Genomic DNA, 24,394 nt, shown 5'->3' on the forward strand with positions numbered 1-24,394 from the left:
CGCCGAACCCTATCGGCTTTGCGGTGTGCTGACGAGGGTGCTGTTGCGGCGACTTTCCAATTCCAGCCAGAGCATCAGGGCCGTCACGTCGGCATGGCTGACTCCGGGGATCCGCGAGGCCTGCCCCAGGTTGCTCGGTTGAATGGTGCTGAGCTTCTCGCGCGCTTCCCGCGACAGGGTGCCGATGCCTTCGTAATCAATCCCTTCGGGGATGCTCCGTTCGGCTTGCTTTTTCAGCTGGTCGATTTGCTGTTGCTGCCGGGCCAGATAGCCGCTGTATTTGATGTCGATCTCAGCTCCCTCGCGGACATCCAGGGGGAGTTCGGCCTCGGCGAGGCCATGGCGCACCAGGTCTCCGCTGTGGAATCCCGGGCGCCGCAGCAGGTCGGCCAGGGTGATGGATCCCTTGATCGCCGCTTTGGTTTCCTCGGCCACTGCAGGCGCAACCGGGTCGCTGACTTTGAGGCGCACGCTCTCCAGCCGATGTTTTTCGGCCTCGATCGCCTCCTGTTTGCGCTGGTAGATGTCCCAGCGACGGTCGTCGATCAAACCCAGCTCGCGGCCGAGGGGGGTCAGTCGGCGGTCGGCGTTGTCTCCACGCAGGACCAGGCGGTATTCACTGCGGCTGGTCAGCACCCGGTAGGGCTCCCGCAGGTCCTTGGTGATCAGGTCATCGATCATCGTGCCGATGTAGCTCCCCTCCCGCGGGAAGTGGACCGGCTCCTGCTGCCGTAACTGACGCACGGCATTGAGGCCGGCCACGAGCCCCTGGGCCGCGGCTTCCTCGTAGCCGGTGGTTCCGTTGAGTTGGCCGGCACTGAAGAGCCCCTTGACCCGTTTGGTCTCCAGTGAGGGTTTGAGCTGGGTGGCGGGCAGGTAGTCGTAATCCACGGCGTAGGCCGGCCGCAGCATCACGCACTGCTCCAGGCCCGGCAGGGTGCGCAGCAGCTCCAGTTGCAGCCGCTCCGGCAGTCCCGTGGAGAAACCCTGGACATAGATCTCCGGGGTGTCTCGGCCCTCGGGCTCCAGGAAGATCTGGTGGCTGTCCTTGTCGGCAAAGCGCACGATCTTGTCTTCGATCGAGGGGCAGTAGCGGGGCCCTTTGCTGTCAATCACCCCGCCGTAAATCGGGGTGAGGTGCAGGTTGTCTTTGATCAGCTGATGGGTGGCCGCGGTCGTGCGGGTGATGTGGCAGCTCATGTGCTCACCACTGACCCAGCTGGCGGGATCAAAGGAGAAGAAGCGATCGGCGGCGTCGCTGGGTTGCTCCTCCAGTTGATCGAGGGCGATGCTGCGGCGGTCCACCCGGGCGGGCGTGCCCGTTTTGAGGCGGTCGGTTTGGAATCCCAGTTCCTGGAGGGCCTCGGTTAAGCCCTCGGCGGCCTGCTCACCCGCGCGGCCCGCGGACATCGATTGATGCCCAACCCAGATCTGCCCGCCCAGGAAGGTTCCGGCGGTCAGGATCACGGCCCCGGCGCTGTAGGTACTGCCGAAGTAGGTCCGCACGCCTTGGATGGCGGCGTCCTCGACCACGAGTCCGGTCACCATCGCCTCGCGCAGGGCCAGGTTTGGGGTGTGCTGCAGCAGCTGCAGCATCTGGCGGGAGTATTGGCGTTTGTCGGTTTGCGCCCGCAGGGCCCAGACCGCGGGCCCGCGGCTGGCATTGAGCACGCGTTTCTGCAGGGCGGTGGCATCGGCAAGCCGGCCGATCACGCCACCGAGGGCATCCACCTCGTGGACCAGCTGGCTTTTAGCCGGTCCGCCCACTGCCGGATTGCAGGGCTGCCAGGCGATCCGGTCGAGATTCAGAGAAAAGAGAGCGGTGCTGCAGCCCAGGCGAGCTGCGGTGATGGCCGCTTCACAACCGGCATGACCGCCGCCCACGACGATCACGTCGAAGTGCTCAATCGGGGCGAAGTCAGCGGAAACCATCCTTTGACGCTACGGCGCCGCCAGGTTGCGGAAGCGGGTGTACTGCGGCTCAAACAGCAGCTTGACCGTACCCACCGGACCATTCCGGTGCTTGGTCACGATGATCTCGGTGATGCCCCGGTCTGGGGTATCGGGGTTGTAGTACTCGTCCCGATAGATCATCAGCACCAGGTCCGCGTCCTGCTCGATCGATCCCGATTCCCTCAGGTCACTGAGCATCGGCCGCTTGTTGGTGCGGGACTCGACGCCCCGGCTGAGCTGGGAAAGGGCGATCACCGGAACGTTCAGTTCACGGGCCATCTGCTTGAGACCACGGGTGATCCGCGAGAGCTCTTGGACGCGGTTGTCGGAGCCGCTCCCTTCCATGAGCTGCAGGTAGTCAATGATCACGACCCCCAGCTCCTTGCCGCTCTCGGCCATCAGCCGCCGGCAGAGGGAGCGCATCTCCAGCACCCCCGCGTTTGGTTTGTCATCGATGTAAATCGGCATCTGCCCCAGGGTGCTGATGCCTTGCCCCAGCAGCGGCCACTCCTCTGGCTGCAGCCGGCCAGTGCGCAGCCGGCCGCTTTCGATGCCCACTTCCATCGCCAGCAAGCGGTAGGTGAGCTGCTCCTTGCTCATCTCCAGCGAGAACACGCAGACCGGCAGGTTGTGGAGCTGGGCCACGTTTTTGGCCAGGTTCAGCGTGATCGCGGTTTTGCCCATGGCGGGACGACCGGCAATGATGATCAGGTCGCTGCGCTGCAGCCCCTGGGTCATGGCATCGAGGTCGTAGAAGTTGACCGGGATGCCCGCAACGGCCGTTCCCAGGGAGCGGCTCTCGATCTCGTTAAAGGTGGCGGTCAGGATTTCGGCGGTGGGGGTCAGACCCGTGCTCGGCTTCTCCTGACTGATGGCAAAGATCTTCTGTTCGGCCTCATCGAGCACCTGCTCCATCGGCTTGCCCTGATCGAAGCCCAGCTGGATCACCTCGTTGCCGGAGCGGATCAGCTGACGGCGCAGGAATTTGTCCATCACCAGGCGCGCCACCTGGTCGATCGAGGCCGTCGAGAGCGTGCGCTCCACCAGCTCCACCAGCCGGCTGCTACCCCCCACCTTCTCGAGGGTGCTGGTATCCGCCAGCCAGGCGGTCATCGCCGTCAGGTCCGTTGGTTTGCCCTGGCTATGCAGCATCAAGGCGGTGCGATAGATCTCCCGGTGGGCGGAGAGATAGAAGGCCTCCGGTTGCAGGACATCGGCGACGCGGCCGATGGCATCTGGGTCCAGCAGGATCCCGCCCAGGACCGCTTCTTCGGCCTCCAGGTTCTGGGGCGGAACTCCATCCGGCATCGCCTCGAAACGCTCGTCGTCGCGTGGCCGACCCCGGGGCGCTCCGCGGCCGCCGCCCTCCTCGGCGTCGCTTTGGCTTAGGGGAACGCTCACCATTGCTTTGGGTGGGTCTGCAAATGAAAAGCCGTCAGTCCCGTTGGGGCCTGACGGCGAAGGGGGCATTCATTGTGACGGGAACCCTGGGGATCGCCTAGGTCACGTTGAACGGTTCTTAGTGGCTGACCACTTCCAGGTTGATCTCGGCGGTGACGGCGCTGTGGAGCTTGACCTGCACCTTGTAGGTGCCGGTGCGGTGGATTTCGGGAACGATGATGTCGCGGCGATCTACTTCCTTCTTGGTGGCGGCCTCGATGGCTTCAGCCACATCGGCGTTGGTCACGGTGCCGAACAGCACGTCATCTCCACCGGTCTGCTTCTTAACGGTGAAGCGGCCGATGGTGTCGAGGGCCGTGCGGAAGTCGAGCGCTTCCTGCTTGAGGGCGGCCTGACGCTCAGCTTCCTTAGCGCGGCGGTGCTCCACCTGCTTGAGGACCGCCGGGGTCAGGGGCACAGCCTTGCCTTGGGGCATGAGGAAGTTGCGGGCATAGCCAGGGGCAACTTCCACCAGGTCACCGTTCTTGCCCAGGCTCAGGACGTCCTCGCTGAGGACTACGGATACGCGCTTAGCCATGGGGTTGCAGTCGAACGATCAGCGAATTTGGCGATTAATCAGATTACGCCACCACTTGCGGCCTGTGCTAGCAGCGGAGCGGGCAGCCGCACCTGCTTGGCGAGGCCCAGCCGTTGCAGCAATTGGATGTGCATCCAGGTGAGGTCCGGTTCGCGCCAGCCCCAGCCATGGCGAGCCGAGTGGGGGTAGGCGTGGTGGGTGTTGTGCCAGCCCTCGCCAAAGGTCAGGGCGGCCACCCAAGGGTTATTGCGGGAGGCGTCGCCACTGCTGTGCCGGATGTAGCCCCAGCGGTGGGTGGCGGAGTTCACCAGCCAGGTGCAGTGGTAGACGAGCACCAGGCGTAGGGGAATCCCCCAAAGCACCAGGGCCCAGCCGCCGGCCCCGCTGACGCTGCCGATCCAGAACAGCAGTCCGGCCAAGGGCAGCTGCAGCAGCAGGAACCAGCGGTTCAGCCAGCGGTAGTACGGGTCCTTGGCCAGGTCCCCCGTGAACTGCGGCACGGCTCGCTCGGCGGGAATGTCGCGGAACATCCAGCCCATGTGGCTCCACCAAAAGCCGCGGTGGCTGTTGTGGTGATCTGAATCCGTATCTGAAAACTTGTGGTGGTGGCGGTGCAGGCCGACCCAGTCAATCGGTCCGTGCTGGCAGCTCAGGGCGCCGCAGGTGGCGAAGACGCGCTCCAGCCAATGGGGAACCCGCAGGGCCCTATGGGACAGAAGTCGGTGGTAGCCAATGGTGACCCCCAGGCAGGCCGTGACCCAATAGAGGATCACCAAGGTGCCGGTCGATTCCCAGCTCCAGAAGCGCGGAAGCAGGGCAACGAGGGCTAGGCCATGCAGGGCGGCCATGAAGCTGATCACTACCCAGTTGCGGGGGAGTTCTGTGATGGGCGACTGGGTGTGGTTGGCCCAGGCGCTACTGCGGCTAATGGTGGCGGTCATGCCCCCTCCCGATACGGACGCGTTGTTCTCGCTAAAATGGTAGCAGTACGGATCCGTATCGGGTGAATTATCGGGACGAACTCGAAGCGGGTCGGGATGCGTTTGGACATCTGATCAAGGTCTGGCACGAGCGGAATGGCTGGAGTCAAAGGGTTTTGCCGGCCTTGGCTGAGCGGCTTGAGCTCGGTCGGGTCCATAACTCCCAGCTCTCCAACCTGCGTAATCGCAAGTTGGTTTCCCCAGGGCCGGAGCTCTTTGTGGTGCTTGGGCGCCTCAATCAAACGCTGGCTCAGCAGGAGGCGATGGGGATTTCTGCGGATTTGCAGCAGCAAATCAGCGATCAGCCTGAGTTGCTCGCCGCTCTGCAGGCTTCTGCGCTCCCACTCACGACGGATGACGGAGTTCCCTTGGGACCGGCGGAGCTGTTCGAGATTTTTGTGGGCCTGCGTCAGCCCCCAGGGGCATTTGACCTCCGTATTGCGGTGGAGGAGGCCGCAGGTTTGAGCGCTGCCCTGGCGGAACTTCTGACGGCCGGGCGTCCCTGGCGGCTCTGCCGGGAGCAGTTGATCGCTGCCTATCCGGTGGACAAGCGGCAGCGACGGGAGCGCTTCGCCGAGGTGATGGCCGGTCAGCGGGACTACAGCGCTGAGGAGTTAGATGCTGAGCTGGCCGACCTGCGCCGGACCCTGGCAGTCCTGGGGGCGGCGGATGAGCAGGAGCTCGGCGCCGATCAATTTCTGGATCTCTTGCGCCAAAAAGCCCGACTGCTGGAGCAGCCGGGCCAAGGAGACGGTGAGTCCGATTTGGCGGATGCGATCCGACGTCAATTGCAGGCCTAGCCGGTGTAGCGGGCTTCGCGCACACGCTTGGCCCAGCCCAGCTTGCGCAGCAGCTTGATGTGCTGCCAGGTGATGTCGAACTCGAACCAGCGCAGGCCGTGGCGGGCGCTGGAGGGGTGGGCGTGGTGGTTGTTGTGCCAGCCCTCACCGAAACTCAGAATCGCGACCCACCAGCAATTGCGGGACAGGTCAGGGCAGTCGAAGTTGCGGTAGCCGAAGGCGTGGGTGGCGGAGTTCACCAGCCAGGTCACGTGGTAGACGAGCACCAGGCGCAGGGGAATGGCCCAGAGCACCAGGCCCAGGCCGCCGCCGTGGACTTGGGCGGCGTTGCCGTACCAATAGATGGCCGCGCCCAGAGGGATCTGCAGCAGCAGGAACCAGCGGTCGAGCCAGCGGTAGAGCGGGTCCTGGAGCATGTCGCCGGTGAAGCGATGGATCTCCTTGATCGCGGGGATGTCATGGAGCATCCAGTCGCTGTGGGCCCACCACAGGCCGCGGGCAGCGTCGTGGTGGTCGTTGGGCTGGTCGGAGAACTTGTGGTGGTGGCGATGCAGGCCCACCCACTCAATCGGACCGCTTTGGCAGGCCAGGGTGCCCATTACCACTAGGACGCGCTCCACCCACTTAGGAGCGACAAAGCTGCGGTGGGCCACCAGACGGTGCAGCCCCAGGGTGACCCCGATCACGGTGGTCCAATACAGGACTGCAAGCACGGCAACCCCTTGCCAGCTCCAGTACTGCGGCAGCAGCGCAAAGACGGCACCGATGTGGATCGCCAGCATGAAGCTGGTCGTTCCGAACTTGTATTTCTTCTGACTGCGTGGAAGCTGAGCACGGGGCACCACCAGAGCGGCGCGCATCCGAGCCTCCTGGGCAGCGGTGTACCCATTGGATCCGCTGGCTTGGTCCGCCCCGTCTCGCTGGGAGGGGTGGGCCGCCGCAGCGGTGTCGTGGGCTAGGACCAAAGTGAACTCCTGAAGGGGGCGCAGGCGTGGCTCGCTGAAATGCTCCAGAAAGGGAGCCTGCGCACCAATGGCCTGGGATGTCGATCTGCAGCACAAGGGCTGTAGTCAAGACATCAGTCCGAAAAATCTAGACGCCTGGCCCACCGTCACGCGGGAGCAGCATGGGTTCATCTGTGCATTGCCATGACCTCCCCCCACCAGGCCTGGGCTGCTGATCGGTTGGCCGTTGCCCTGGAGCGCACGGCTCCGGTGGTTCAGCAGCGTCGGGCGGGGATCAAGCCTCGGTTGCAGCGGGTCCTCGATGCCTTTGCCGCGGAGCGGCTGGGGGTGCACCACTTCGCCTCCGTCAGTGGCTACGGCCATGGAGATCTGGGTCGGGAGGTGCTGGATCGTGTGTTCGCCCGGGTGCTTCAAGCCGAAGCTGCGGCGGTGCGCCTGCAATTTGTGAGCGGCACCCATGCCATCGCCGCTGCCCTCTATGGGGTGTTGCGCCCTGGTGATCGGCTCTTGGCCCTGACCGGCCGTCCCTACGACACCCTCGAGGAGGTGATCGGCATCCGGGGCGAGGGGCAGGGATCCCTGGCGGAGTTTGGGGTCGCCTACGACGAGCTGGATCTCCTCCCCGATGGCTCTGTCGATGAGGCGGGTATTGCTGAGGCGCTGGCACTGCCCACGCGGATGGTCCTGATCCAGCGCAGCTGCGGCTACAGCTGGAGGCCCTCCCTAACCGTTCAGCAGATCGGTGGGCTGGTGGAGCGGGTCAAGGCGATTCAGCCTGGGTGTCTGGTCTTTGTCGACAACTGCTACGGAGAGTTGGTCGAGCTGCAGGAACCCACGGCCCTGGGCGCCGACCTGATGGCCGGCTCATTGATTAAGAACCTCGGCGGCACGATTGCCCCCACCGGGGGGTATGTGGCCGGGCGAGCGGACCTTGTGGAGCAGGCCTGCTGCCGGCTTACGGCGCCGGGCATCGGCAGTGAGGGGGGCACCGGCTTCGACCTGCACCGCCTGCTGTTTCAGGGACTGTTTCTGGCGCCGCAGATGGTGACCGAGGCCCTGCTCTGCGCTGAGCTCACGGCGGCGGTGTTTGACGGCTTGGGCTATGCGGTCAAGCCCCTGGTGGGCGGGGTGCGGAGTGATGTGATCCAGGCGGTGCGCCTGGGGTCCCCTGAGCCGCTGAAGGCGGTCTGCCGCGCCTTCCAGACCTGCTCGCCGGTGGGTTCTTATCTCGATCCAATTCCGGCGCCGATGCCCGGCTACGCCAGTGAGTTGGTCATGGCTGGCGGCACGTTTATTGACGGCAGCACCAGTGAGTTCTCCGCTGATGGCCCGCTGCGGGAGCCCTATGTCCTCTATGCCCAGGGCGGCACAACCCAGGCCCATGCAGAGCTCGCGCTGGAGCGGGCCCTGCTGGCATTAGCTGAATCCCATTACAAGGGTGGCCTTGGGAACAGCCGCCCCCCGGCAAATTCGACAAACTGACAACCATCTTTTGCTCCGGCGCGGCCCATGGGTCTGCACTATCCCGATGACTGCCGCTATTCCGAGAGTCACGAGTACGTGAAGTCCGAGGGGGAGCTGGTGCGCGTCGGCATCAGCGCCTTTGCGGTTGATCAGTTGGGCGACATCGTCTTCGTTGAATTGCCGGAGGTGGGAGCGAGCCTGACCCAGGGCTCCAGCTTCGGTTCGGTGGAGTCGGTGAAGGCGGTGGAGGACATGCTCTGCCCCATTGATGGCACGGTGGAGGCCCGCAATGAGGCGGTCCTGGCCAGCCCCGAAGAACTGCAGAACGATCCCTATGGAGAGGGTTGGTTGCTCTTGCTGCGCCCCTCGGCTCCGGCCCAGGTCGATGGCTTGATGGATGCGGCCAGATACGGCGCCAAGGTCGACGGCAACTGATGGATTTGAGCGCCTTTGTTCAGCGCCACATCGGCCCCACCCCCGCTGAGCAGCAGACGATGCTGCGGGATCTGGGGCTTGCTGATCTGGAGGCCCTGGTGCGCCAGGTGGTCCCAGAACCGATTCGCTTGGAGCCGGCCCAGGCCCTTGAGGGGTTGCCGGCTGGCTGCCACGAGGCCCAGGCCCTGGCGGAACTGGAGCAAATTGCGGCGGCGAACGAGGTGCGCCGTTCCTTCATTGGTCTGGGCTACTACGGCTGCATCACCCCGGCGCTGATTCAGCGCCATGTCTTTGAAAATCCCGCCTGGTACACCGCTTACACCCCTTATCAAGCGGAGATCAGCCAGGGGCGCCTCGAGGCACTTCTCAATTTCCAGACCCTGATCAGCGAGCTCACCGGCCTGCCGATCGCCAATGCCTCGCTGCTGGATGAGGCCACGGCAGCGGCCGAGGCCATGGCCCTGAGCCTGGGAGCCTGCCGCAACCGCAGTGCACGTCGTTTCCTGGTGGATGAGGCGGTGTTCCCTCAGACCTGGGCCGTCCTGCAGACCCGGGCCGAACCGCTGGAGCTGGAGCTGGAGCGGGTTAACCCTCAGGAGCTCCTGGAGCGGCCTGAGGCCTTCAGTGATGCCTTCGGACTGCTGCTGCAGTTGCCCGGTGCCTCCGGTGCGCTCTGGCACCCCGGTGCGGTGATCGCCGCCGCGCGGGCCGCTGGCGTGATCGTGACGGCGGCGGTGGATCCCTTGGCCCAGGTGCTGATGGCGCCGGTGGCCGAGTTGGGCGTTGAAATTGCGGTGGGAAGCACCCAGCGCTTGGGCATCCCCTTGGGCTTTGGCGGGCCCCATGCGGCCTTCTTTGCCACCACCCCCACCCACCAGCGCAAGATTCCGGGCCGTTTGGTGGGGCAGTCCGTGGATGCCGAGGGCCATCCGGCGTTGCGCTTGGCTCTGCAGACCCGTGAGCAGCACATTCGCCGGGACAAGGCCACTAGCAACATCTGCACCGCCCAGGTTCTGCTGGCGGTGATGGCCAGCTTCTATGCGGTGCATCACGGCCCCGAAGGCCTGAAGGCGATCGCCCGGCGCTTGGTGTTGCAGCGGGAGCTGCTGCGCCGCGGGCTCGAGGCCCTGGGGCATCCCCCCGAGCTAGCCCCTGGCCTGGACACCCTTCGGGTGCGCTGCTCCGAGGCGCCGGAATTGATTGCCCGGGCCGCGGCGGCGGGCTTCAATCTGCGCCCCGAGGCCGATGGCTTTGCCATCAGCCTCGATGAGTTGAGCGACCTCGATGAGCTGCAACGGCTGCTCTCAGCCATGGCGGCCCTGCCACAAACGGCGCCGGATCTGGCGCGACTGGAGCACACCCTGCTGCAGGAGAGCCAGGGACAACCCATTGAAGAGCGTCTGTGGGGGACCCTGGTGCCCCGTCGCACGCGTCCTTGGCTCCAGCAACCGGTGTTCCATCGCTACCGCAGCGAGACCGAGTTGCTGCGCTACATCCAGCGGTTGGTCTCCAAGGACTTTTCCTTGGTCCACGGCATGATTCCGCTAGGGAGCTGCACGATGAAGCTCAATGCCGCGGCGGAGCTGCTGCCGGTGAGCTGGCCGGGGTTTGCCGGTCTGCATCCGTTCGCTCCGGCCCACCAGAGCGCGGGCTACCGCCGTTTGGTGGCCGATCTTGAGCATTGGTTGGCGGCCATCACCGGTTTTGCCGGGGTGTCCCTGCAGCCCAATGCCGGATCCCAAGGGGAGTACGCCGGCTTGCTGGTGATTCGCGCTTATCACCGCAGCCGCGGCGATGAGCAGCGCCGGGTCTGTCTGATCCCAACCAGTGCCCATGGGACTAACCCCGCCAGCGCTGTGATGGCTGGCTTGAAGGTGGTGGCCGTGGCCTGCGATGGCCAGGGGAACATCGATCGGGCTGATCTGCAGGCCAAGGTCGAAGCCCACAAGGATGAGTTGGCGGCCCTGATGGTCACCTATCCCTCCACCCACGGGGTGTTTGAAGAGGGCATCCGCGAGATCTGCGCGTTGGTGCATGCGCACGGCGGTCAGGTGTATCTCGATGGCGCCAACCTGAACGCCCAGGTGGGCCTGGCTAAGCCCGGGGCCTATGGAGCCGATGTCTGCCACCTGAACCTGCACAAGACCTTCTGCATTCCCCATGGCGGAGGCGGACCAGGGGTGGGACCGATCGCTGTGGCCGCGCACCTGATGCCCTTCCTGCCCGGCCATCCCGCGGCTGAGGCCTGTGGGGGCGACCAGGCCATCGGTCCGGTGAGTGCAGCCCCGTGGGGCAGCGCCAGCATTCTTCCGATCAGCTGGATGTACATCCGGATGATGGGCGGGGCTGGCCTGCGCCAAGCGAGTGCCGTGTCCCTCCTGGCCGCCAATTGGCTGGCCCATCAGTTGGAGGATCACTTTCCAGTGCTCTATCGCGGCCAATCCGGACGGGTGGCCCATGAATGCATCTTTGATTTACGCCCGCTGAAGCGCAGTGCCGGCTTGGAAGTCGATGACCTCGCCAAGCGCCTGATGGACTACGGCTTCCATGCCCCCACGGTGAGTTGGCCGGTGGCCGGCACGGTGATGGTCGAGCCCACAGAAAGCGAGGGTTTGGCGGAGTTGCAGCGCTTCTGCGATGCGCTGGTCGCGATCCGCGCTGAGGCTGCGGCGATTGAGTCGGGAGCGATGGATCCTGAGAACAATCCCCTCAAACGTGCGCCCCATACGTTGTCAGCGGTCACAGCTGATGTTTGGGACCGTCCCTATAGCCGTCAGCAGGCGGCATACCCCCAGGGAGAGGAGCATCACCAGGGCAAGCTTTGGCCGGCGGTGGCTCGCATTGATAACGCCTTTGGTGATCGCAACCTGGTCTGTACTTGCCCATCGGTTGAGGAAATGGCCGTTTCATCGCCAACGGCTGCTTGATTTGGGCTTAAATGCTCTTGCGAAGGGAAAAGTTCAGAATTTCTTTCTGCTTTCTCCCTTGATTTCCCACCAATATCTGCTGCAACTGCAGTCATCGCTGTAGTTCAGGGGGCACATGAGCGACGAGACCAAAACCACTACCCTCGATCCCCTCTCCCGCGGCGAGAAGGACGTGAAGCTCCCCTCCCTGCAGGGCAGCCTCAATCAAGCTGCGATGACTGGCCAGACCCTTCGGGTTGAGGGCACCAACGTCTTGCGCGTTCCCTTCGGTGTTCGCCGTCCTCGCCGCACCCGTCCTGCCCGCCCTGAGCATTGGGCCACCGTCGTTCTGCCCTTCCAGGCGGGCGGCTCCACACCACCTCCGCCGCAGGCGGCCTAGCTGGCGTTCTGATTGAGGCGCCAGTCGATCAGTGCCTTGACGTCTTCGATGGAGCTGGCTGGTGCTCGGAAGGGCAGCAGCTTCATGGGACTGCGTTCGGGTCTGACCATCCACGAGAGATCCTTTTGGGGGATCAGCACAAAGCCGCGGTAGCGGACGATCCAGCGCTGTGAGGTTGGACTGGGGTTGGGTCGAGGTCCCATCCAGTTGCAGTGGCGTCGGAAATTCATTTCAACCCTTGTGGGGCTGAGATCGTCTGAATTCAGGTTTTCTTCCGCTGCAGATCACGAGATCTTGCAGGCCGTTAATAGTTGGCTCCGCTGCGGCGCTGGTGGACGGCGGTGGTGGCCTCTGGATCCACCAGAGCCCCGGATCCCACCTGGGCATAGATCAGCCAGTGGTCACCGCATTCCATCCGCTGTTTGACACTGCAGTCCAACCAGGCCAGGGCGTCGGGAAGGATCGGCTGACCGCCGGGGCTCTCCTCGAGCTCCAGTCCTGCGAAGCGATCGGCGCCCGGGGCAAAGGGCTGCAGAAATTGCTTCATTGGTCCGCTTTCGCGGCCTGAGGCCAGGACATTGAGGGCAAAGGAATCGCCGACGTGCAACAGGGCTTCCACGGCCCGGTCCTTGGCGACGGCCACCGTCAATCCCGGTGGGCTGAAGCTCGCTTGACTGACCCAGCTGGCCACCATGGCGCCGCTGAGTTGGCTTTCACCACTGCCTTTGCGCGTGGTGAGAACGCAGAGGGAACCCACCACACGGCCCAGGGCGAGGACGGCTGGGTTGCTGCGGCTTTCGCTGAGGCCGCCGCTGGTGCCGCTGCGGCGTTGGGCCTTCCGTTGCGCCGTGATCAGGCTGCGGCCGAGGCCGGTTCCGGTTTCCTCCAGGGTTTTGATCGTGGTGGCATCGGGGCTGAACTTCACCCGAATCGGTTCAAAGGCGAAGCTGAAGCCGCCGTCGCGCAACTTGCTCTCCAGGAGATCGATCGCCTCGCCGCTCCATCCGAAGCTGCCGAAGACGCCAACCGGTTTGGAGCGATCTCCTTCAGCGAGCACCGTGCCCAGGGCTGAAACGATCGGTGTCGGGGCATGGCCCCCCAGGGTGGGGGAGCCGATCAACAGCGCATCGGCACTGCGGATCGTCTCCAGCAGTTTTTCCGTGGGCGTGAACTCGCAATTCACGCTTTCGACCCGGACCCCCGTGCGGGAGACCCCTTGGGCGAGGGCATCGGCGATGGCGGCGGTGTTGCCATAGGCGCTGGCGAAGAGCAGGGCCACCGAGAGGCTGGAGCGTTCCTGGGATTCCCCCCAGCGCCGGTAGTCCACCAGCAGGCTCCGCCAGCTCTCGGCGATGGCCGGGCCATGGCCTGGGGCGATGCAGCGGATGGAGAGCTCATCAAGGCGGTTCAGCACCGCTTCCACCTGGCGGGCCATCGGCGCCATCAGGCAGTCATAGAAGTAGCGGCGGTCTTCCTCGGTGCTGCTGCGGTTGGCTTCCGCCCAGTCCTGGCTGCAGAGGTGGGCCGAGAAGAACTTGCCGCTCATCAGCAGGCCGGTGGTCTCCTCGAAGGCCATCAGGGCTCCGGGCCAGCGCGGGGTGGGGGCGGCCAGCAGGCTGATCGAGTAGCCGTCGGGGCGCTCGATGCTGTCTTCGCCCCGGACCACGGTTAGGGGTGGGAGCTTCGGCAGGGCCGGTCCTTCGGGCTCGCCGGCTGCTGTGGGTTTGCGCTGGGCCCAGAGGTCCTGCAGCAGCTTGGAGCCAGGGTTCGAGGCGATCAGGCGCAGCTTTCCCCAGCGGCGGGCCAGTTCATGCAGGAGGGCGATCCGGTTGGGGTTGACGTGGCTGACCACGACCTGGAGCTCGGTGCTGCTGGGGACTAGGGCCGAGAGCTGCTCCAGGTAGGGCTCGGCGAAGGAGGCACCGGGGGGGTGGATCAAGAGCGCCGCGGTGCGGCCGATCTGCTCGTCTTCCTCAGCGCTGGGCAGAAAGAGAAAGCTGTTGGCCGTGGTACCGCGCTCCAGGCCGTATTCGACTTCGAAGCGCAGACGTTTGGGACTCATGCCCCGCAGGCAGACCAGACCGGGTTCGACCGGCAGCTGAATGACCTGCCGTTCTGCGGTTGCTGTCGCCATTAGTAGTGGTTCCCCACTTTGCGGTGGTGCACGGCCGTGCGCGCCTCGGTGTCGGAGACGTTCCCCTGCTCGACCTCGCCGTAGATGATCCAGTGGTCAGGGCCCTCCATCCGCTGGCTGACGCGGCAACCGAGGAAGGCCAGGGCATCGCCGAGGACCGGGCCGCCATTGGCTACGCCATCAAGGATGTTGACCCCCTCGAAGCGATCCGCACCCGGCGGGAAGCGCTTGAGGAAGTGCCGCATCAGGTCTTGGTAATTGTCCTCCCGCAGGATGTTGAGCACGAAGCGATCGCCCACCTGCAACAGGGCTTCGATGGCGCGGTCCTTGGCCACGGCCACGGTGATGCCGGGGGGATCGAAGCTGGCCTGGCTGACCCAGCTGGCCACCATCGCGGAGGCCCGCTCGTCCTGGCGGGCGGTCACGACATAGAGACCACCAGAGAGGCGGCCCAGGGCTTTGTCCAGGTCGCCATCGAGGGATTTCATGGCTGCGATGGTCTTGGCCCGGGTGAGGAGTTGACCCAGGTCGGTCCCGGCTTCTTCGCAGCGCTGGTAGTCGTTCCCATCGGGAACCTGGCGGACCCGAAGCGGTTCAAAGGCTTCCTTCTGGCCCATGCTGCGCAGCTGGGAGGCGACCGCGTCAATCGGCTCGTCGTTGCCGCCGTAGGCGTCGTAGCTGCCGATCCACTGCTTGGGTTTCAGGGCCGCCAGCAGGGTTCCGATGGAGGCTTGGAGTTCGGGGTCGGGGTTGGCGGGCCAGGTGGGAACGACGACGGCGCTGGCCTCGCTGATCAGGGCGCTGAGTTCCTGGGCGTCGGTCGCGCGCAGGTCCACCAGTTGCACCTGGGCTTCCGCTTTGCCGATGCCCCGGGCAATGGCTTGGCTGAGGCGGTCGCAGAAGCCGTATTGGCTGAGATAGCAAACGGCGGCATAGGCCTCCCCTTTGCTGCGGTCGCTGCTCCAGTCCTTGTAGTCCCCCATCCAGAGGTTGAGGTGGTGGCGCAGCAGTGGACCGTGGCCGGTGGCGATGGTGTTGATCGTGCCCTCGAGGCCATCCATCCGCTTCATGGCCTGGAGGACGCTGCGGGCGTTGGGGCCCATCAGGCAGTCGTAGTAGAAGCGGAAGTCCGGAGCGAGGGAGCCGGGGTCCACATCAAAGGTGTCCTCGGAGCAGTAGTGCATTCCGAAGGCATCGCAGGTGTAGAGGATCCCAGTGCCGTGGTCGAAGGAAAAGATCGTGTCCGGCCAGTGCAGGTTGGGGGCACTGAGGAACTCAAAGCGGTGCTGGATCCCGCTCTCAGGGTTCGTTCCCAGGTCGAGCTCATCGCCGCTTTTGATGGCGCGGCTCTTGAAGGGGCGATGGACCTGGTTTTCCAGGAACTGAATGGCGACCTTGGAGCCCACGACTTCAATGTCTGGGTTGAGGTCGATGACGTGACCCACCAGACCGGAGTGGTCCGGTTCGGTGTGGCTGACGATCAGGACGTCGATCGCTTTGGGGTCGATTTGCTCTTTGAGCAGATCCAGCCAGGTCCCTTCGAACTTGAGGTGGCTGGTGTCGATTAAGGCGGTGCGCTCGCCCCGCACCAGAAAGCTGTTGTAAGTGGTCCCGTTGCGCAGGCCGAACTCAATGTCGAAGCGGCTGCGGTCCCAGTCCAGGGAGCGGATGGTGCTGGTGTCATTGGCGATGGCCTCGCACTGCAGGCTCAGCCGGGGCGTGCTGGCAACGACAGCCATGGGATCACCAGTGGGTTGGGTGAACTCTACGGAGCTTCTCTAGAGAGCTGGCTAATCCCGCAGTCAAAAAGCCCTGGCTTGCGGCCAGGGCTGGGTCCCGTCTCTCGTTGTTGGTGTGGTCTCTCTGCTCTCGCTTAACCCTCGACCTTGACCGAGACGGTGGTCATGGTTTGGGCCTTGGGGGCGGTGACCATCAGGAGGCCATCGCGGTAGTGGGCTTCCAGGCCCTCGCGGTCGATGCCGGAGGGGAAGCGGAAGCTGCGGCTCCAGGTTCCGTAGCGGAATTCGCTCAGGAGTGGAGCGGGGGCTTCGGCCGCCTCTTCGGGGGCGAGGCGCTCGGCGCTGATGACCAGAGTTCGATCGGTGGCTTTGACATCGATCGAGTCGCGCTTGACGCCTGGCAGTTCCAGGGTGATGGCGAAGCCAGCCTCGGTTTCACGCACTTCAGCGGCGGGGACACGCTCGGCGGTGTGCAGCTGCTGATCGAGTTGTTCGAACAGATCAAAGGGTGATTGGCGCAGGGTCAGCATGGCTGTTCCTCCAAGACTTGACTGGGCGGGGTGTTGCCCGCAACGCCAATGTGGCCCCGCTGAATGACAACGAAGAGGGCGAGAACCGACCCTTTGAGTACGGCCCTCACTCCTAGGGTTCGGTTGCTACGCCTTGGTTTTCGTGGGAGCCGAACCAGTTTTTAGAGCCACCACCAATCGCTGAAGGCCGCCGCTTGGCCGCAGGGGCGTCCATCGGGGTCGCTCAGGCACCAAAGCCGGGCGTTGTGGATCTGAAAGCGCCGGCCCGTGCGGCTGATGCGGATCCCGCTGTAGCCCTCGATCGCTTGTTGCTTCAAGGCCTGTTGCAGGGCCTGGGAGCGGCTTTGGCGCTCTTGGGGTTCAGCTGTGAGCCGCGAGGGCATGCCGACCATGGCGCTCCAGGGGCGCTCCCAGAGCTGGAGAGCCGCCGCGTTGGCGTAGGTCAGACAGGGGTCGCTGCTGCCGTCATGGGCCAGGACCACCAGATCTGCTGAGAAGAGTTCCTGGGCGGATGGGGCGAGCGCCCGCCCAAAGGCCTGCTGGTGAGAGCTGAGGATCTGATTGGCCAACTGGCGTTTCCCGGGGGTGAGCCAGGGTGCTGGTGCTTGCTCGAGTTGTTGCCGCCGCAGGCGGTGCCGGCGATCGCTCAGGGGCACCTCAGTCGTCCTGGTTCCGGCCTGCCGCCATGGCGGTGGCCATGGCGGCGGCGCTGAAGTTGGTTCCCTGGGCCTTGAGGTGCTCGACGAATTGCTTGCCGGCATCGGGGAAGCGGCCGTCTTCGGCTAGGGGGATGGCTCCGGCTTCATCCAACCCTGTGTCCCCCTCCATGGCCGGCGTGATGACCACTAGCCCGGGATCCAGGGCGGCCCCGTAGCGCCACCAGCGCTTGGGCTCGCGGATGGAGATCGGAGCGGGGTGGGCTTGAGGGGTGACGGCTGGGTGGGCGTCAGGGTTGGCCTTGGCTTCCTTCGCTTTCTTGGCCAGCAGGGCGCGGCGCTTCACCGCCAGGTCGCTGAGCAGCTGAGCGCGGGTGCGGCCCCGCAGTTGGAAGAGGACGAAGGGGTCTTCGCTGAAGCGCTCCCCCATTAAGTAGTAGACGGCGCTGACGTGCTTGCAGGGGTTGACCTTGTCCGGGCAGGTGCACTCGCTGCGGACCTCCTGCAACTTGAAGGGGAAGAGACGCTTGCCGCTGGCGGCGAAGGCCCGCTCGATGTCCTGCGGCATGACCCCAGCCAGGAGCTGGGCGGACCAACGGGCCTTTTGTCCCAGGGCCTCAAGGACGTAGTTCCAGTCCTCATCGTTGAGGACATCCAGCCAGAGCTTCACCTTGTAGGGGTCCTCGCCGCTGCCCTGCACCCGGGCGTGAACGCGGCGGCCTTCAAAGCGGATCGAGAGGACGTTGCCTTCACGGGCGTAGGCCCAGGCCCGCTCCAGGCGCTTCTTGAAGCGGTAGCCGTTGATCAGCTCCATCCACTGCTCAACCCACCAGGGCTGCTGGCTCAGGCCCTCATCGCCGAGCTGGGTGGTGATGCCGTTGGAGGGGGAGGTGAAGGTCATCGGATTAGTTCTCGCTGAGGGTGACGAGTTCTTTGAGTTGGCTCACATCCATGCCGCCGAGCCAATCCTCGCCGGAGCCAACGATGTCTTCGGCGAGTTTCGACTTCTCTTTAATCATGCGGTCGATGCGCTCTTCCACCGAGCCACTGGTGATGAACTTGTGGACCATCACTCGGTTCTGCTGGCCGATGCGGTAGGCCCGGTCCGTGGCCTGGTTTTCCACGGCGGGGTTCCACCAGCGGTCGATGTGGAAGACGTGGCTGGCGCGGGTCAGGTTGAGGCCGACGCCGCCCGCCTTGAGGGAGAGCAGGAAGAGTTGCGGGCCGCGGGGGTCGTCCTGGAAGCGATCGACCATGGCCTGGCGTTCGGTCTTGCTGGTGCTGCCGTAGAGGAAGGGAACCTCTTGGCGCCACCTGTGCTCCAGGTGAGCCTTGAGGAGGTGCCCCCATTCGGCGAATTGGGTGAAGAGCAGGGCCCGATCGCCCGCTTCCATCACTTCCTCGAGGATTTCCTCCAGTCGCTGCACCTTGGCGCTGCGGGCGGCAAACTCCTTGAAGAAGCTGGCATCCGCCTCCGCTGGGTCCTGTTTGAGGGCTAGGGCCGGGTGGTTGCAGATCTGCTTGAGCTTCGTGAGCAGCGCCAGCACCTGACCGTGTTTCTGGCCCAGGGGCGACCGGGCGATCGCATCGAGGCTCTCGTCCACGGTCTTGGAGTAGAGCTTCTTCTGCTCGGGGGCCAGGCCCACCCATTCGCTCAGCTCCACCTTCTCGGGCAGGTCGGAAATGATCGATTTGTCGGTCTTCAGGCGCCGCAGGATGAAGGGACCGACGCGGCCCTTGAGGTCCCGCAGCGATGACATGTCGCCGTAGCGCTCAATCGGCATCCGGTAGCGCTGCCGGAAGAAGGGTTCGTCGCCCAGCACCTTGGGATTGAGGAAATCCATCAGGGCCCAGAGCTCGCTCACCCGGTTCTCCACCGGCGTGCCGGTTAGGGCGATGCGGAAGCGAGGGCCCTTGCCGGGGCGTCCCATGTCGCGGGCCGCCATGGACTGCTTGGCCGCGTGGTTCTTGATTGCCTGAGCTTCATCGATCACGACCCCCTGCCAGTCGACCTTGTCCAGCAGTTCGCTGTCCCGTTGCAGCAGGCCGTAGGTGGTCAGGACCAGATCCACACCCTTCAGGGCTTTCTTCAGGGCCTCCGGGCTGGAGGGGCGTCGCGGTCCGTAGTGCTCATTGACCGTCAGGTCCGGGGTGAAGGCCGCGGCTTCCCGTTTCCAGTTGGTCAGCACCGAGGTGGGCGCCACTAGCAGCACGGGCCGCTTGAGCTCCTCTTCGGCCTTGAGGTGCTGCAGGAAGGCCAGTAACTGGATCGTTTTGCCCAGTCCCATGTCATCGGCCAGGCAGGCGCCCTGATCGAAGCGATGCAGGAAGGCCAGCCAGCCCAGACCGCGTTCCTGATAAGGCCGCAGTTGCCCTGCGAATCCGGGTGGTGCCGGCAGCGGATCGGGGGCTTTCTGCTGGTGGTACTGCTCGAGAACCGCCTGCAGGCGCGGACCTGCAGTGAAGGCGTGGACCGGCAGCCGAGCCAGGGTTTCCCCTTCGTTGCCTGTGATCCGCAGGGCGTCATCCAGGCTGAAGGGTGGTTCAGAGGAACAGAACTTCTCGGCGTTCTTGAGATCGAGGGGCCGCAGTTCGATCCAAGCCCCCTTGTGCTGCACCAGGGGGCTGCGCTTGGCCGAAAGCTTCTCGAGGTCCTTGAGGTTCAGCGTGACCCCGCCGATCATGAATTCCCAGCGCCAATCCAGGCTTTCACCAAGGGTGAAGCCGCGGGACTTCTCCGGCAGCTCGGCTGTGATCGCTAGGCCCAGGCGGCTGGCCAGGCCTCCGGAGAGGCTTGCGGGGAGGACAACCCCGACACCCACATCCCGCAGGCGGGCGGCCGCGGTCCGCACCAGCACGAATGCTTCCGCGGGGGTCAGCTGCATCGCCTCGGGGGTGGCGGCATCGAGGCCCCGCTCCAGGGGCTCAAAGGCCAGCAGGGCGCGGCCCAGGCCCTCGAGCAGCAGCGCTCCCGGCTGCTCCAGTTGAAGTTCACCGAGGGCCAGGTTGCTGTCGCCCGCGGCCCAGACCAAGCCGGCGGGCACCCGCAGGCTGGGGTCGGCTTCAGCCTGCAGGCCGAATTTCAGTTCCCAGAGTTCCTCCCCTTCCGGAGGGGTGAAGAGCTCCAGGCAGGCCCGCGCGGGAGCCACCTTGCCGGCCACGGTCTCGCGCCAGTGGTTACTGGCACCGCCAAGGCGCTCCTGGTCCTCCTCGTCGAGTTTGAGCTTCCCGTCGCGGCTGGCCAAGCCCTCTTCCCAGGCCGCCAGCAGGGGGTCGAGGCCTGTCGCACCGGGTTGGAAGGCTTCGCGCAGCTGTCCATCCACCAGCTTCTCGACGATGCTCGCCACCAAGAGCCGGTTGGAGCGGGGGCGACCGCAGGCCAGCTGGGGGTCTGGGCTGGAGGCCGCAACCACCTGGGGCATTCGGGAGGCCAGTTCTTCCAGCCGGCGGCGGTCGTCTTCTCGGTTGAGTAGGGGGCGCCAGCTGGCTTTACCGTCATCGCTTTCGGGCAGCCAGCGGCCCCGGGCGATCAGGCTGAGGCACCAGCGCTGCACGTGGCACCACCAGAGCAGGTCATCCCCGAGGCCAGCCTCATAGGCACCCGATAGGGGCAATTGGTTCAGCCAAGCGGCAGCCGGTCCAGGCTTGAGGAACCACCCCTCCACCTGCCAGGGCCACCAGCTCAGGTCCTTGGGCAGCGGTTCCCCCGACTGCAGCGGCAGGCCACTCCAAGGGCTCTTGTCCGTGCTTTTTGTCCCGCGGCTCTGTTGCTGACGGCTGGGCAGGGTCAGGGTGACGGTGGCCTGGCGCAGGTCCTCAGACCAGAAGTTGTTGTCGTCGAGCCAGGTGGCTAGATCGTCGAGATCCAGGCTCAGGGGATGGAAGGGCGCCTCGTCCTTCGGGTTGACGGGTTCGGCCACACGCCAGGTATCCGCCCAGATCAACAGGCCGGCGGTGGGCGCCTTGCCTTTGGCGAAGCTTCCCGCCGGGACGACGGGCAGCCAGGTGGCATGCAGCAGGCTCATGGAGGCGGGGCCTGGGGTTCAGGGGCGCCGCCGGATCGGTTCAACCCGGGTCACGACAAGTCGCGATAGGGCCATCGATCCGTGCAACACCAGCGCGGCGCCGATCAGCGGCAACCAAGCACGAATAAACCCCATCATCACAGTTGGCGCGACCTGAGCCAAGGTCTGGGTCCAAGGTTCCTGGAGCGGCCAGGGCAAAAGGGCTGGTAGGCCAAGGCTGTGGATGCCGCAGACCGCTCCGACCAGTCCCGCCTGCAGGTGACTGTCATTGGGGTCCACCCGCTGCAGGTGGAAGGCCAGGAGGCCGTAGAAGAACCCGCAGCCACCTGCCCGGAGGGCTGATTCCACTCCCAGTGGCAGCCCCAAGATCAGCGCGCTGAGGCCTGCTCCCAGGGCCCAGGCGATGGAGCGCAGCCGCAGTTCGGCCCGGCTGGGCCCTTCGGTGACAGGGGAGGCGGCGCTCATGCTGCGCGATCATGCCCGGTTCAGGCTTCTTTCGCTTCGTCATGGCCGCCGCTCCCCGCACTGGTGCTGAGATTCGTGCGGCCTTTCTCGATTTCTACGAACAGCGGGGCCATCAGCTGATGGCCAGTGCCTCCCTGGTGCCGGAAGACCCCACGGTTCTGCTGACCATTGCCGGGATGCTCCCGTTTAAGCCGGTCTTCCTGGGCCAGCAGCCCCGGCCTTCGGCCCGCGCCACCAGCAGCCAGAAGTGCATTCGCACCAACGACATTGAAAACGTGGGGCGCACCGCGCGGCACCACACGTTCTTCGAGATGCTCGGGAACTTCTCCTTTGGCGATTACTTCAAGGAGCAGGCGATCCAGTGGGCCTGGGAGCTGAGCACCACGGTGTACGGGATCAGCCCCAAGAACTTGGTGGTCAGCGTCTTCCGCGAGGACGACGAAGCCGAGCAAATCTGGCGCGATGTGGTGGGGGTCAACCCCAAGCGGATCATCCGCATGGATGAGGCCGATAACTTCTGGGCCTCCGGTCCCACGGGCCCCTGCGGTCCCTGCTCGGAGATCTATTACGACTTCAAACCCGAGCTGGGTGATGGGGGCATCGATCTCGAGGACGACAGCCGCTTCATCGAGTTCTACAACTTGGTCTTCATGCAGTTCAACCGCGACGCTGAGGGCACCCTCACGCCGCTGGAGAACCGCAACATCGATACCGGGATGGGCCTCGAGCGGATGGCCCAAATCCTGCAAAAGGTTCCGAACAACTACGAGACGGACCTGATCTATCCGCTGATTGAGGCTGCGGCGGCTCTGGCGGGTGTCGACTACAAGCAACTCGACGCCAAAGGGCAGACCTCCCTGAAGGTGATCGGTGACCACAGCCGGGCTGTGACCCAGCTGATCTGTGATGGCGTCACCGCCAGCAACCTGGGCCGCGGTTACATCCTGCGTCGCCTACTGCGCCGGGTCGTCCGTCACGGACGTCTCCTGGGCATCGATAAGCCCTTCCTGACGGCGATGGGTGAGGCGTCGATTGCCCTGATGCAGACGGCCTACCCCCAGTTGCTTGAGCGCAAGGAGGTGATTCTTGCTGAGCTGAAGCGTGAAGAGGCCCGCTTCCTGGAAACCCTGGAGCGGGGCGAGAAGCTGCTGGTCGATGTCCTGGCGGCCAAGCCCAAGCAGATCTCAGGTGAGCAGGCCTTTGAGCTCTATGACACCTATGGCTTCCCCCTGGAGCTCACCCAGGAGATCGCCGAAGAGCACGGCCTGGCGGTCGATCTGGATGGCTTTGAGCAGGCGATGGAGGCGCAGCGCCAGCGGGCGAAGGCCGCGGCGGTCAGCATCGACCTGACTCTTCAGGACGCCATTGATCAGATGGCCGCCGATCTGGAGGCCACCAGCTTCCGGGGCTACGAGTTGCTGGACCAGAGCAGCAGCGTTCAGGCGTTGGTGGTCAATGGTGAACCGGCCGTGCGGGCTGAGGCTGGGGACAGCGTTCAGCTGGTGCTGGACACCACGCCCTTCTACGGCGAAGGCGGCGGTCAGGTGGGCGACCGCGGGGTGTTGAGCGGTGATGGCCTGATCATTGCGATCGAGGCCGTGAGCCGAAACCGCAGCGTGTTCGTCCATAGCGGCCGGGTGGAGCGCGGCAGCGTGAGCGTGGGCGATGTGGTCCACGGCCAGGTGGATCGGGCCTGCCGCCGGCGGGCCCAGGCCAACCACACGGCGACTCATTTGTTGCAGTCGGCTCTCAAGCAGGTTGTCGATCCCGGGATCGGCCAGGCCGGCTCCCTGGTTGATTTCGATCGCCTGCGCTTTGACTTCCACTGCCCCCGGGCGATTACGGCGGCAGAGCTTGAGCAGATCGAGACCCTGATCAATGGCTGGATCGCTGAGGCCCACAGCCTCGAGGTCCAGGAGATGGCGATCGAGAAGGCCAAGGCCGCCGGCGCCGTGGCGATGTTTGGCGAGAAATACGCCGATGTGGTCCGGGTCGTCGATGTTCCGGGCGTTTCGATGGAGCTCTGCGGCGGGACTCACGTCAGCAACACCGCAGAGATCGGGCTGTTCAAAATCGTCAGTGAAAGCGGCGTGGCCGCTGGCATCCGCCGCATCGAAGCTGTCGCTGGGGCTGCAGTCCTCGCTTACTTGAACGAACGGGATGCGGTGGTGAAGCAGCTCGGAGAGCGCTTCAAGGCCCAGCCGGCGGAGATTGTTGAGCGAGTGGTGACCCTGCAAACCGAGCTGAAGGCCAGCCAGAAGGCTCTGGCCTCGGCGCGGGAAGAGTTGGCCTTGGCGAAATCCGCGGCCCTGGCGAGCCAATCAGAAGCGGTTGGCGACTTCCAGGTGCTGATTAGCCGCCTGGATGGGGTTGAAGGCGGTGGCCTGCAGAGCGCAGCCCAGGGTCTGGTGGATCAACTCGGCGATGGAGCTGCGGTGGTCTTGGGGGGTCTGCCGGATCCCTCGGATCTGGGCAAGGTGATCTTGGTGGCGGCCTTCGGCAAGGGGGTCATTGCCAAGGGGCAGCAGGCCGGCAAGTTCATTGGCGCAGTGGCCAAGGCCTGCGGTGGCGGCGGCGGCGGCCGGCCCAACTTGGCGCAGGCCGGTGGCCGCGATGGGGCAGCCCTGGATGCCGCACTGGAGCAGGCCAAAGGCGAGCTGACCGCGGCCCTGGGCTGATTCAGACAGCTCCCGAACCGTTCTCCTGGCGTTGCCAGGGGAGCGGCAGGAGGGGAATCCTGCAGGCAAGGACCGATGCAGGAGAGATTCGATGGCCAGCTCCTTTGAAATTCATGCCCGTCACCACTGGAGTTTCCAGTTGGTGCTGATGGGCAGCCGCCTGCAACTGGAGGGTTGCCGTGATGGAGAGGAGCCCCTGCGCTGTTCCACCTGGTTGGAGCCCCAGGACACGCCCCTGGACATGGCCCATGAACTGATGGCCCATCCCAGCTGCGCTGTTTGAGCG

The 24,394-nt window shown here is 65.0% G+C and carries 20 protein-coding genes; 7 read left to right on the forward strand and 13 right to left on the reverse strand.

The genetic code is table 11. The annotated features are described in order from the left end of the window. Positions 1–9: 9 nt before the first annotated feature. From mnmG to ACLM42_RS12775, 4 genes are all read right to left on the reverse strand, one after another. Positions 10–1,932 carry a tRNA uridine-5-carboxymethylaminomethyl(34) synthesis enzyme MnmG gene (mnmG, locus tag ACLM42_RS12760; RefSeq protein WP_415399321.1) on the reverse strand — a complete coding sequence of 641 codons (1,923 nt, stop codon included), beginning with the start codon at positions 1,930–1,932 and terminating at the stop codon, positions 10–12. A 9-nt stretch (positions 1,933–1,941) separates the two neighbouring features. Continuing rightward, positions 1,942–3,357 carry a replicative DNA helicase gene (gene dnaB / locus ACLM42_RS12765; protein ID WP_247909974.1) on the reverse strand — a complete coding sequence of 472 codons (1,416 nt, stop codon included), beginning with the start codon at positions 3,355–3,357 and terminating at the stop codon, positions 1,942–1,944. A gap of 115 nt (positions 3,358–3,472) precedes the next feature. Next, complete coding sequence (gene rplI, locus ACLM42_RS12770; RefSeq protein WP_247909975.1) at positions 3,473–3,931, reverse strand: 50S ribosomal protein L9; 459 nt, start codon at positions 3,929–3,931, stop codon at positions 3,473–3,475. 38 nt (positions 3,932–3,969) lie between these two features. After that, positions 3,970–4,872 (reverse strand): acyl-CoA desaturase, encoded by a 903-nt coding sequence (locus ACLM42_RS12775; RefSeq protein ID WP_415399322.1) that lies wholly within the window; start codon positions 4,870–4,872, stop codon positions 3,970–3,972. A 62-nt stretch (positions 4,873–4,934) separates the two neighbouring features. Between ACLM42_RS12775 and ACLM42_RS12780 the strand changes: the two genes are divergently transcribed. Continuing rightward, positions 4,935–5,711 carry a hypothetical protein gene (locus ACLM42_RS12780; RefSeq protein WP_415399323.1) on the forward strand — a complete coding sequence of 259 codons (777 nt, stop codon included), beginning with the start codon at positions 4,935–4,937 and terminating at the stop codon, positions 5,709–5,711. On the opposite strand, the gene ACLM42_RS12785 is transcribed toward ACLM42_RS12780, so the two are convergent. Next, a complete protein-coding gene (locus tag ACLM42_RS12785; RefSeq protein WP_415400187.1) occupies positions 5,708–6,571 on the reverse strand; it encodes an acyl-CoA desaturase in 864 nt (287 codons plus the stop codon). The genes ACLM42_RS12780 and ACLM42_RS12785 overlap by 4 nt on opposite strands. A 288-nt stretch (positions 6,572–6,859) precedes the next feature. Between ACLM42_RS12785 and ACLM42_RS12790 the strand changes: the two genes are divergently transcribed. From ACLM42_RS12790 to ACLM42_RS12805, 4 genes are all read left to right on the forward strand, one after another. After that, on the forward strand, positions 6,860–8,158 hold the full coding sequence (locus ACLM42_RS12790) for an aminotransferase class I/II-fold pyridoxal phosphate-dependent enzyme (protein ID WP_415399324.1): 1,299 nt from the start codon (positions 6,860–6,862) through the stop codon (positions 8,156–8,158). 27 nt (positions 8,159–8,185) lie between these two features. Then, positions 8,186–8,575, forward strand: coding sequence for a glycine cleavage system protein GcvH (gcvH, locus tag ACLM42_RS12795; RefSeq protein WP_415399325.1), 390 nt, complete (start codon positions 8,186–8,188; stop codon positions 8,573–8,575). Beyond that, complete coding sequence (gcvP, locus tag ACLM42_RS12800; protein WP_415399326.1) at positions 8,575–11,502, forward strand: aminomethyl-transferring glycine dehydrogenase; 2,928 nt, start codon at positions 8,575–8,577, stop codon at positions 11,500–11,502. The genes gcvH and gcvP overlap by 1 nt, the downstream gene beginning before the upstream one ends. A 115-nt stretch (positions 11,503–11,617) precedes the next feature. Beyond that, the gene (locus ACLM42_RS12805) at positions 11,618–11,881 is read left to right on the forward strand and encodes a hypothetical protein (RefSeq protein ID WP_247909981.1); all 264 of its coding nucleotides are present in this window, start codon (positions 11,618–11,620) and stop codon (positions 11,879–11,881) included. Here the strand turns inward: ACLM42_RS12805 and ACLM42_RS12810 are convergent. The 8 genes from ACLM42_RS12810 to ACLM42_RS12845 form a co-directional block, all read right to left on the reverse strand. Next, the gene (locus ACLM42_RS12810) at positions 11,878–12,084 is read right to left on the reverse strand and encodes a hypothetical protein (protein WP_247909982.1); all 207 of its coding nucleotides are present in this window, start codon (positions 12,082–12,084) and stop codon (positions 11,878–11,880) included. The two genes, ACLM42_RS12805 and ACLM42_RS12810, sit on opposite strands and share 4 nt — an antisense overlap. Positions 12,085–12,185: 101 nt before the next feature. Continuing rightward, positions 12,186–14,015 (reverse strand): flavin reductase, encoded by a 1,830-nt coding sequence (locus tag ACLM42_RS12815; protein ID WP_415399327.1) that lies wholly within the window; start codon positions 14,013–14,015, stop codon positions 12,186–12,188. Continuing rightward, positions 14,015–15,754 (reverse strand): diflavin flavoprotein, encoded by a 1,740-nt coding sequence (locus tag ACLM42_RS12820; protein WP_247909984.1) that lies wholly within the window; start codon positions 15,752–15,754, stop codon positions 14,015–14,017. The genes ACLM42_RS12815 and ACLM42_RS12820 overlap by 1 nt, the downstream gene beginning before the upstream one ends. A 134-nt stretch (positions 15,755–15,888) precedes the next feature. Then, positions 15,889–16,284 (reverse strand): Hsp20/alpha crystallin family protein, encoded by a 396-nt coding sequence (locus ACLM42_RS12825; RefSeq protein WP_415399328.1) that lies wholly within the window; start codon positions 16,282–16,284, stop codon positions 15,889–15,891. 161 nt (positions 16,285–16,445) lie between these two features. Next, complete coding sequence (locus tag ACLM42_RS12830; protein ID WP_247909986.1) at positions 16,446–16,940, reverse strand: MEKHLA domain-containing protein; 495 nt, start codon at positions 16,938–16,940, stop codon at positions 16,446–16,448. A gap of 1 nt (position 16,941) precedes the next feature. Beyond that, entirely contained in the window at positions 16,942–17,841 is a 900-nt protein-coding gene (locus tag ACLM42_RS12835; protein WP_247909987.1) for an SWIM zinc finger family protein, read from the reverse strand. 4 nt (positions 17,842–17,845) lie between these two features. After that, the gene (locus ACLM42_RS12840; protein WP_247909988.1) at positions 17,846–20,965 is read right to left on the reverse strand and encodes a DEAD/DEAH box helicase; all 3,120 of its coding nucleotides are present in this window, start codon (positions 20,963–20,965) and stop codon (positions 17,846–17,848) included. An 18-nt stretch (positions 20,966–20,983) separates the two neighbouring features. Further along, a complete protein-coding gene (locus tag ACLM42_RS12845; RefSeq protein WP_247909989.1) occupies positions 20,984–21,430 on the reverse strand; it encodes a hypothetical protein in 447 nt (148 codons plus the stop codon). 11 nt (positions 21,431–21,441) lie between these two features. Between ACLM42_RS12845 and alaS the strand changes: the two genes are divergently transcribed. Next, positions 21,442–24,108, forward strand: a complete 2,667-nt coding sequence (alaS, locus tag ACLM42_RS12850; RefSeq protein WP_415399329.1) for an alanine--tRNA ligase — start codon at positions 21,442–21,444, stop codon at positions 24,106–24,108. A 91-nt stretch (positions 24,109–24,199) separates the two neighbouring features. Beyond that, a complete protein-coding gene (locus ACLM42_RS12855; protein ID WP_247909991.1) occupies positions 24,200–24,391 on the forward strand; it encodes a hypothetical protein in 192 nt (63 codons plus the stop codon). The last annotated feature ends 3 nt before the right edge of the window (positions 24,392–24,394 follow it).

The sequence above is a fragment of the Synechococcus sp. W4D4 genome (assembly GCF_047716805.1).
Lineage (GTDB): Bacteria > Cyanobacteriota > Cyanobacteriia > PCC-6307 > Cyanobiaceae > Vulcanococcus.

Bases quoted from the DNA above. Each gene is read 5' to 3' on its own strand.
- mnmG (WP_415399321.1), bottom strand. From the start codon at position 1,932: ATGGTTTCCGCTGACTTCGCCCCGATTGAGCACTTCGACGTGATCGTC.
- dnaB (WP_247909974.1), bottom strand. From the start codon at position 3,357: ATGGTGAGCGTTCCCCTAAGCCAAAGCGACGCCGAGGAGGGCGGCGGC.
- rplI (WP_247909975.1), bottom strand. From the start codon at position 3,931: ATGGCTAAGCGCGTATCCGTAGTCCTCAGCGAGGACGTCCTGAGCCTG.
- ACLM42_RS12775 (WP_415399322.1), bottom strand. From the start codon at position 4,872: ATGACCGCCACCATTAGCCGCAGTAGCGCCTGGGCCAACCACACCCAG.
- ACLM42_RS12785 (WP_415400187.1), bottom strand. From the start codon at position 6,571: ATGCGCGCCGCTCTGGTGGTGCCCCGTGCTCAGCTTCCACGCAGTCAG.
- ACLM42_RS12790 (WP_415399324.1), top strand. From the start codon at position 6,860: ATGACCTCCCCCCACCAGGCCTGGGCTGCTGATCGGTTGGCCGTTGCC.
- gcvH (WP_415399325.1), top strand. From the start codon at position 8,186: ATGGGTCTGCACTATCCCGATGACTGCCGCTATTCCGAGAGTCACGAG.
- gcvP (WP_415399326.1), top strand. From the start codon at position 8,575: ATGGATTTGAGCGCCTTTGTTCAGCGCCACATCGGCCCCACCCCCGCT.
- ACLM42_RS12805 (WP_247909981.1), top strand. From the start codon at position 11,618: ATGAGCGACGAGACCAAAACCACTACCCTCGATCCCCTCTCCCGCGGC.
- ACLM42_RS12810 (WP_247909982.1), bottom strand. From the start codon at position 12,084: ATGGGACCTCGACCCAACCCCAGTCCAACCTCACAGCGCTGGATCGTC.
- ACLM42_RS12815 (WP_415399327.1), bottom strand. From the start codon at position 14,015: ATGGCGACAGCAACCGCAGAACGGCAGGTCATTCAGCTGCCGGTCGAA.
- ACLM42_RS12820 (WP_247909984.1), bottom strand. From the start codon at position 15,754: ATGGCTGTCGTTGCCAGCACGCCCCGGCTGAGCCTGCAGTGCGAGGCC.
- ACLM42_RS12825 (WP_415399328.1), bottom strand. From the start codon at position 16,284: ATGCTGACCCTGCGCCAATCACCCTTTGATCTGTTCGAACAACTCGAT.
- ACLM42_RS12835 (WP_247909987.1), bottom strand. From the start codon at position 17,841: ATGACCTTCACCTCCCCCTCCAACGGCATCACCACCCAGCTCGGCGAT.
- ACLM42_RS12840 (WP_247909988.1), bottom strand. From the start codon at position 20,965: ATGAGCCTGCTGCATGCCACCTGGCTGCCCGTCGTCCCGGCGGGAAGC.
- ACLM42_RS12845 (WP_247909989.1), bottom strand. From the start codon at position 21,430: ATGAGCGCCGCCTCCCCTGTCACCGAAGGGCCCAGCCGGGCCGAACTG.
- alaS (WP_415399329.1), top strand. From the start codon at position 21,442: ATGCCCGGTTCAGGCTTCTTTCGCTTCGTCATGGCCGCCGCTCCCCGC.
- ACLM42_RS12855 (WP_247909991.1), top strand. From the start codon at position 24,200: ATGGCCAGCTCCTTTGAAATTCATGCCCGTCACCACTGGAGTTTCCAG.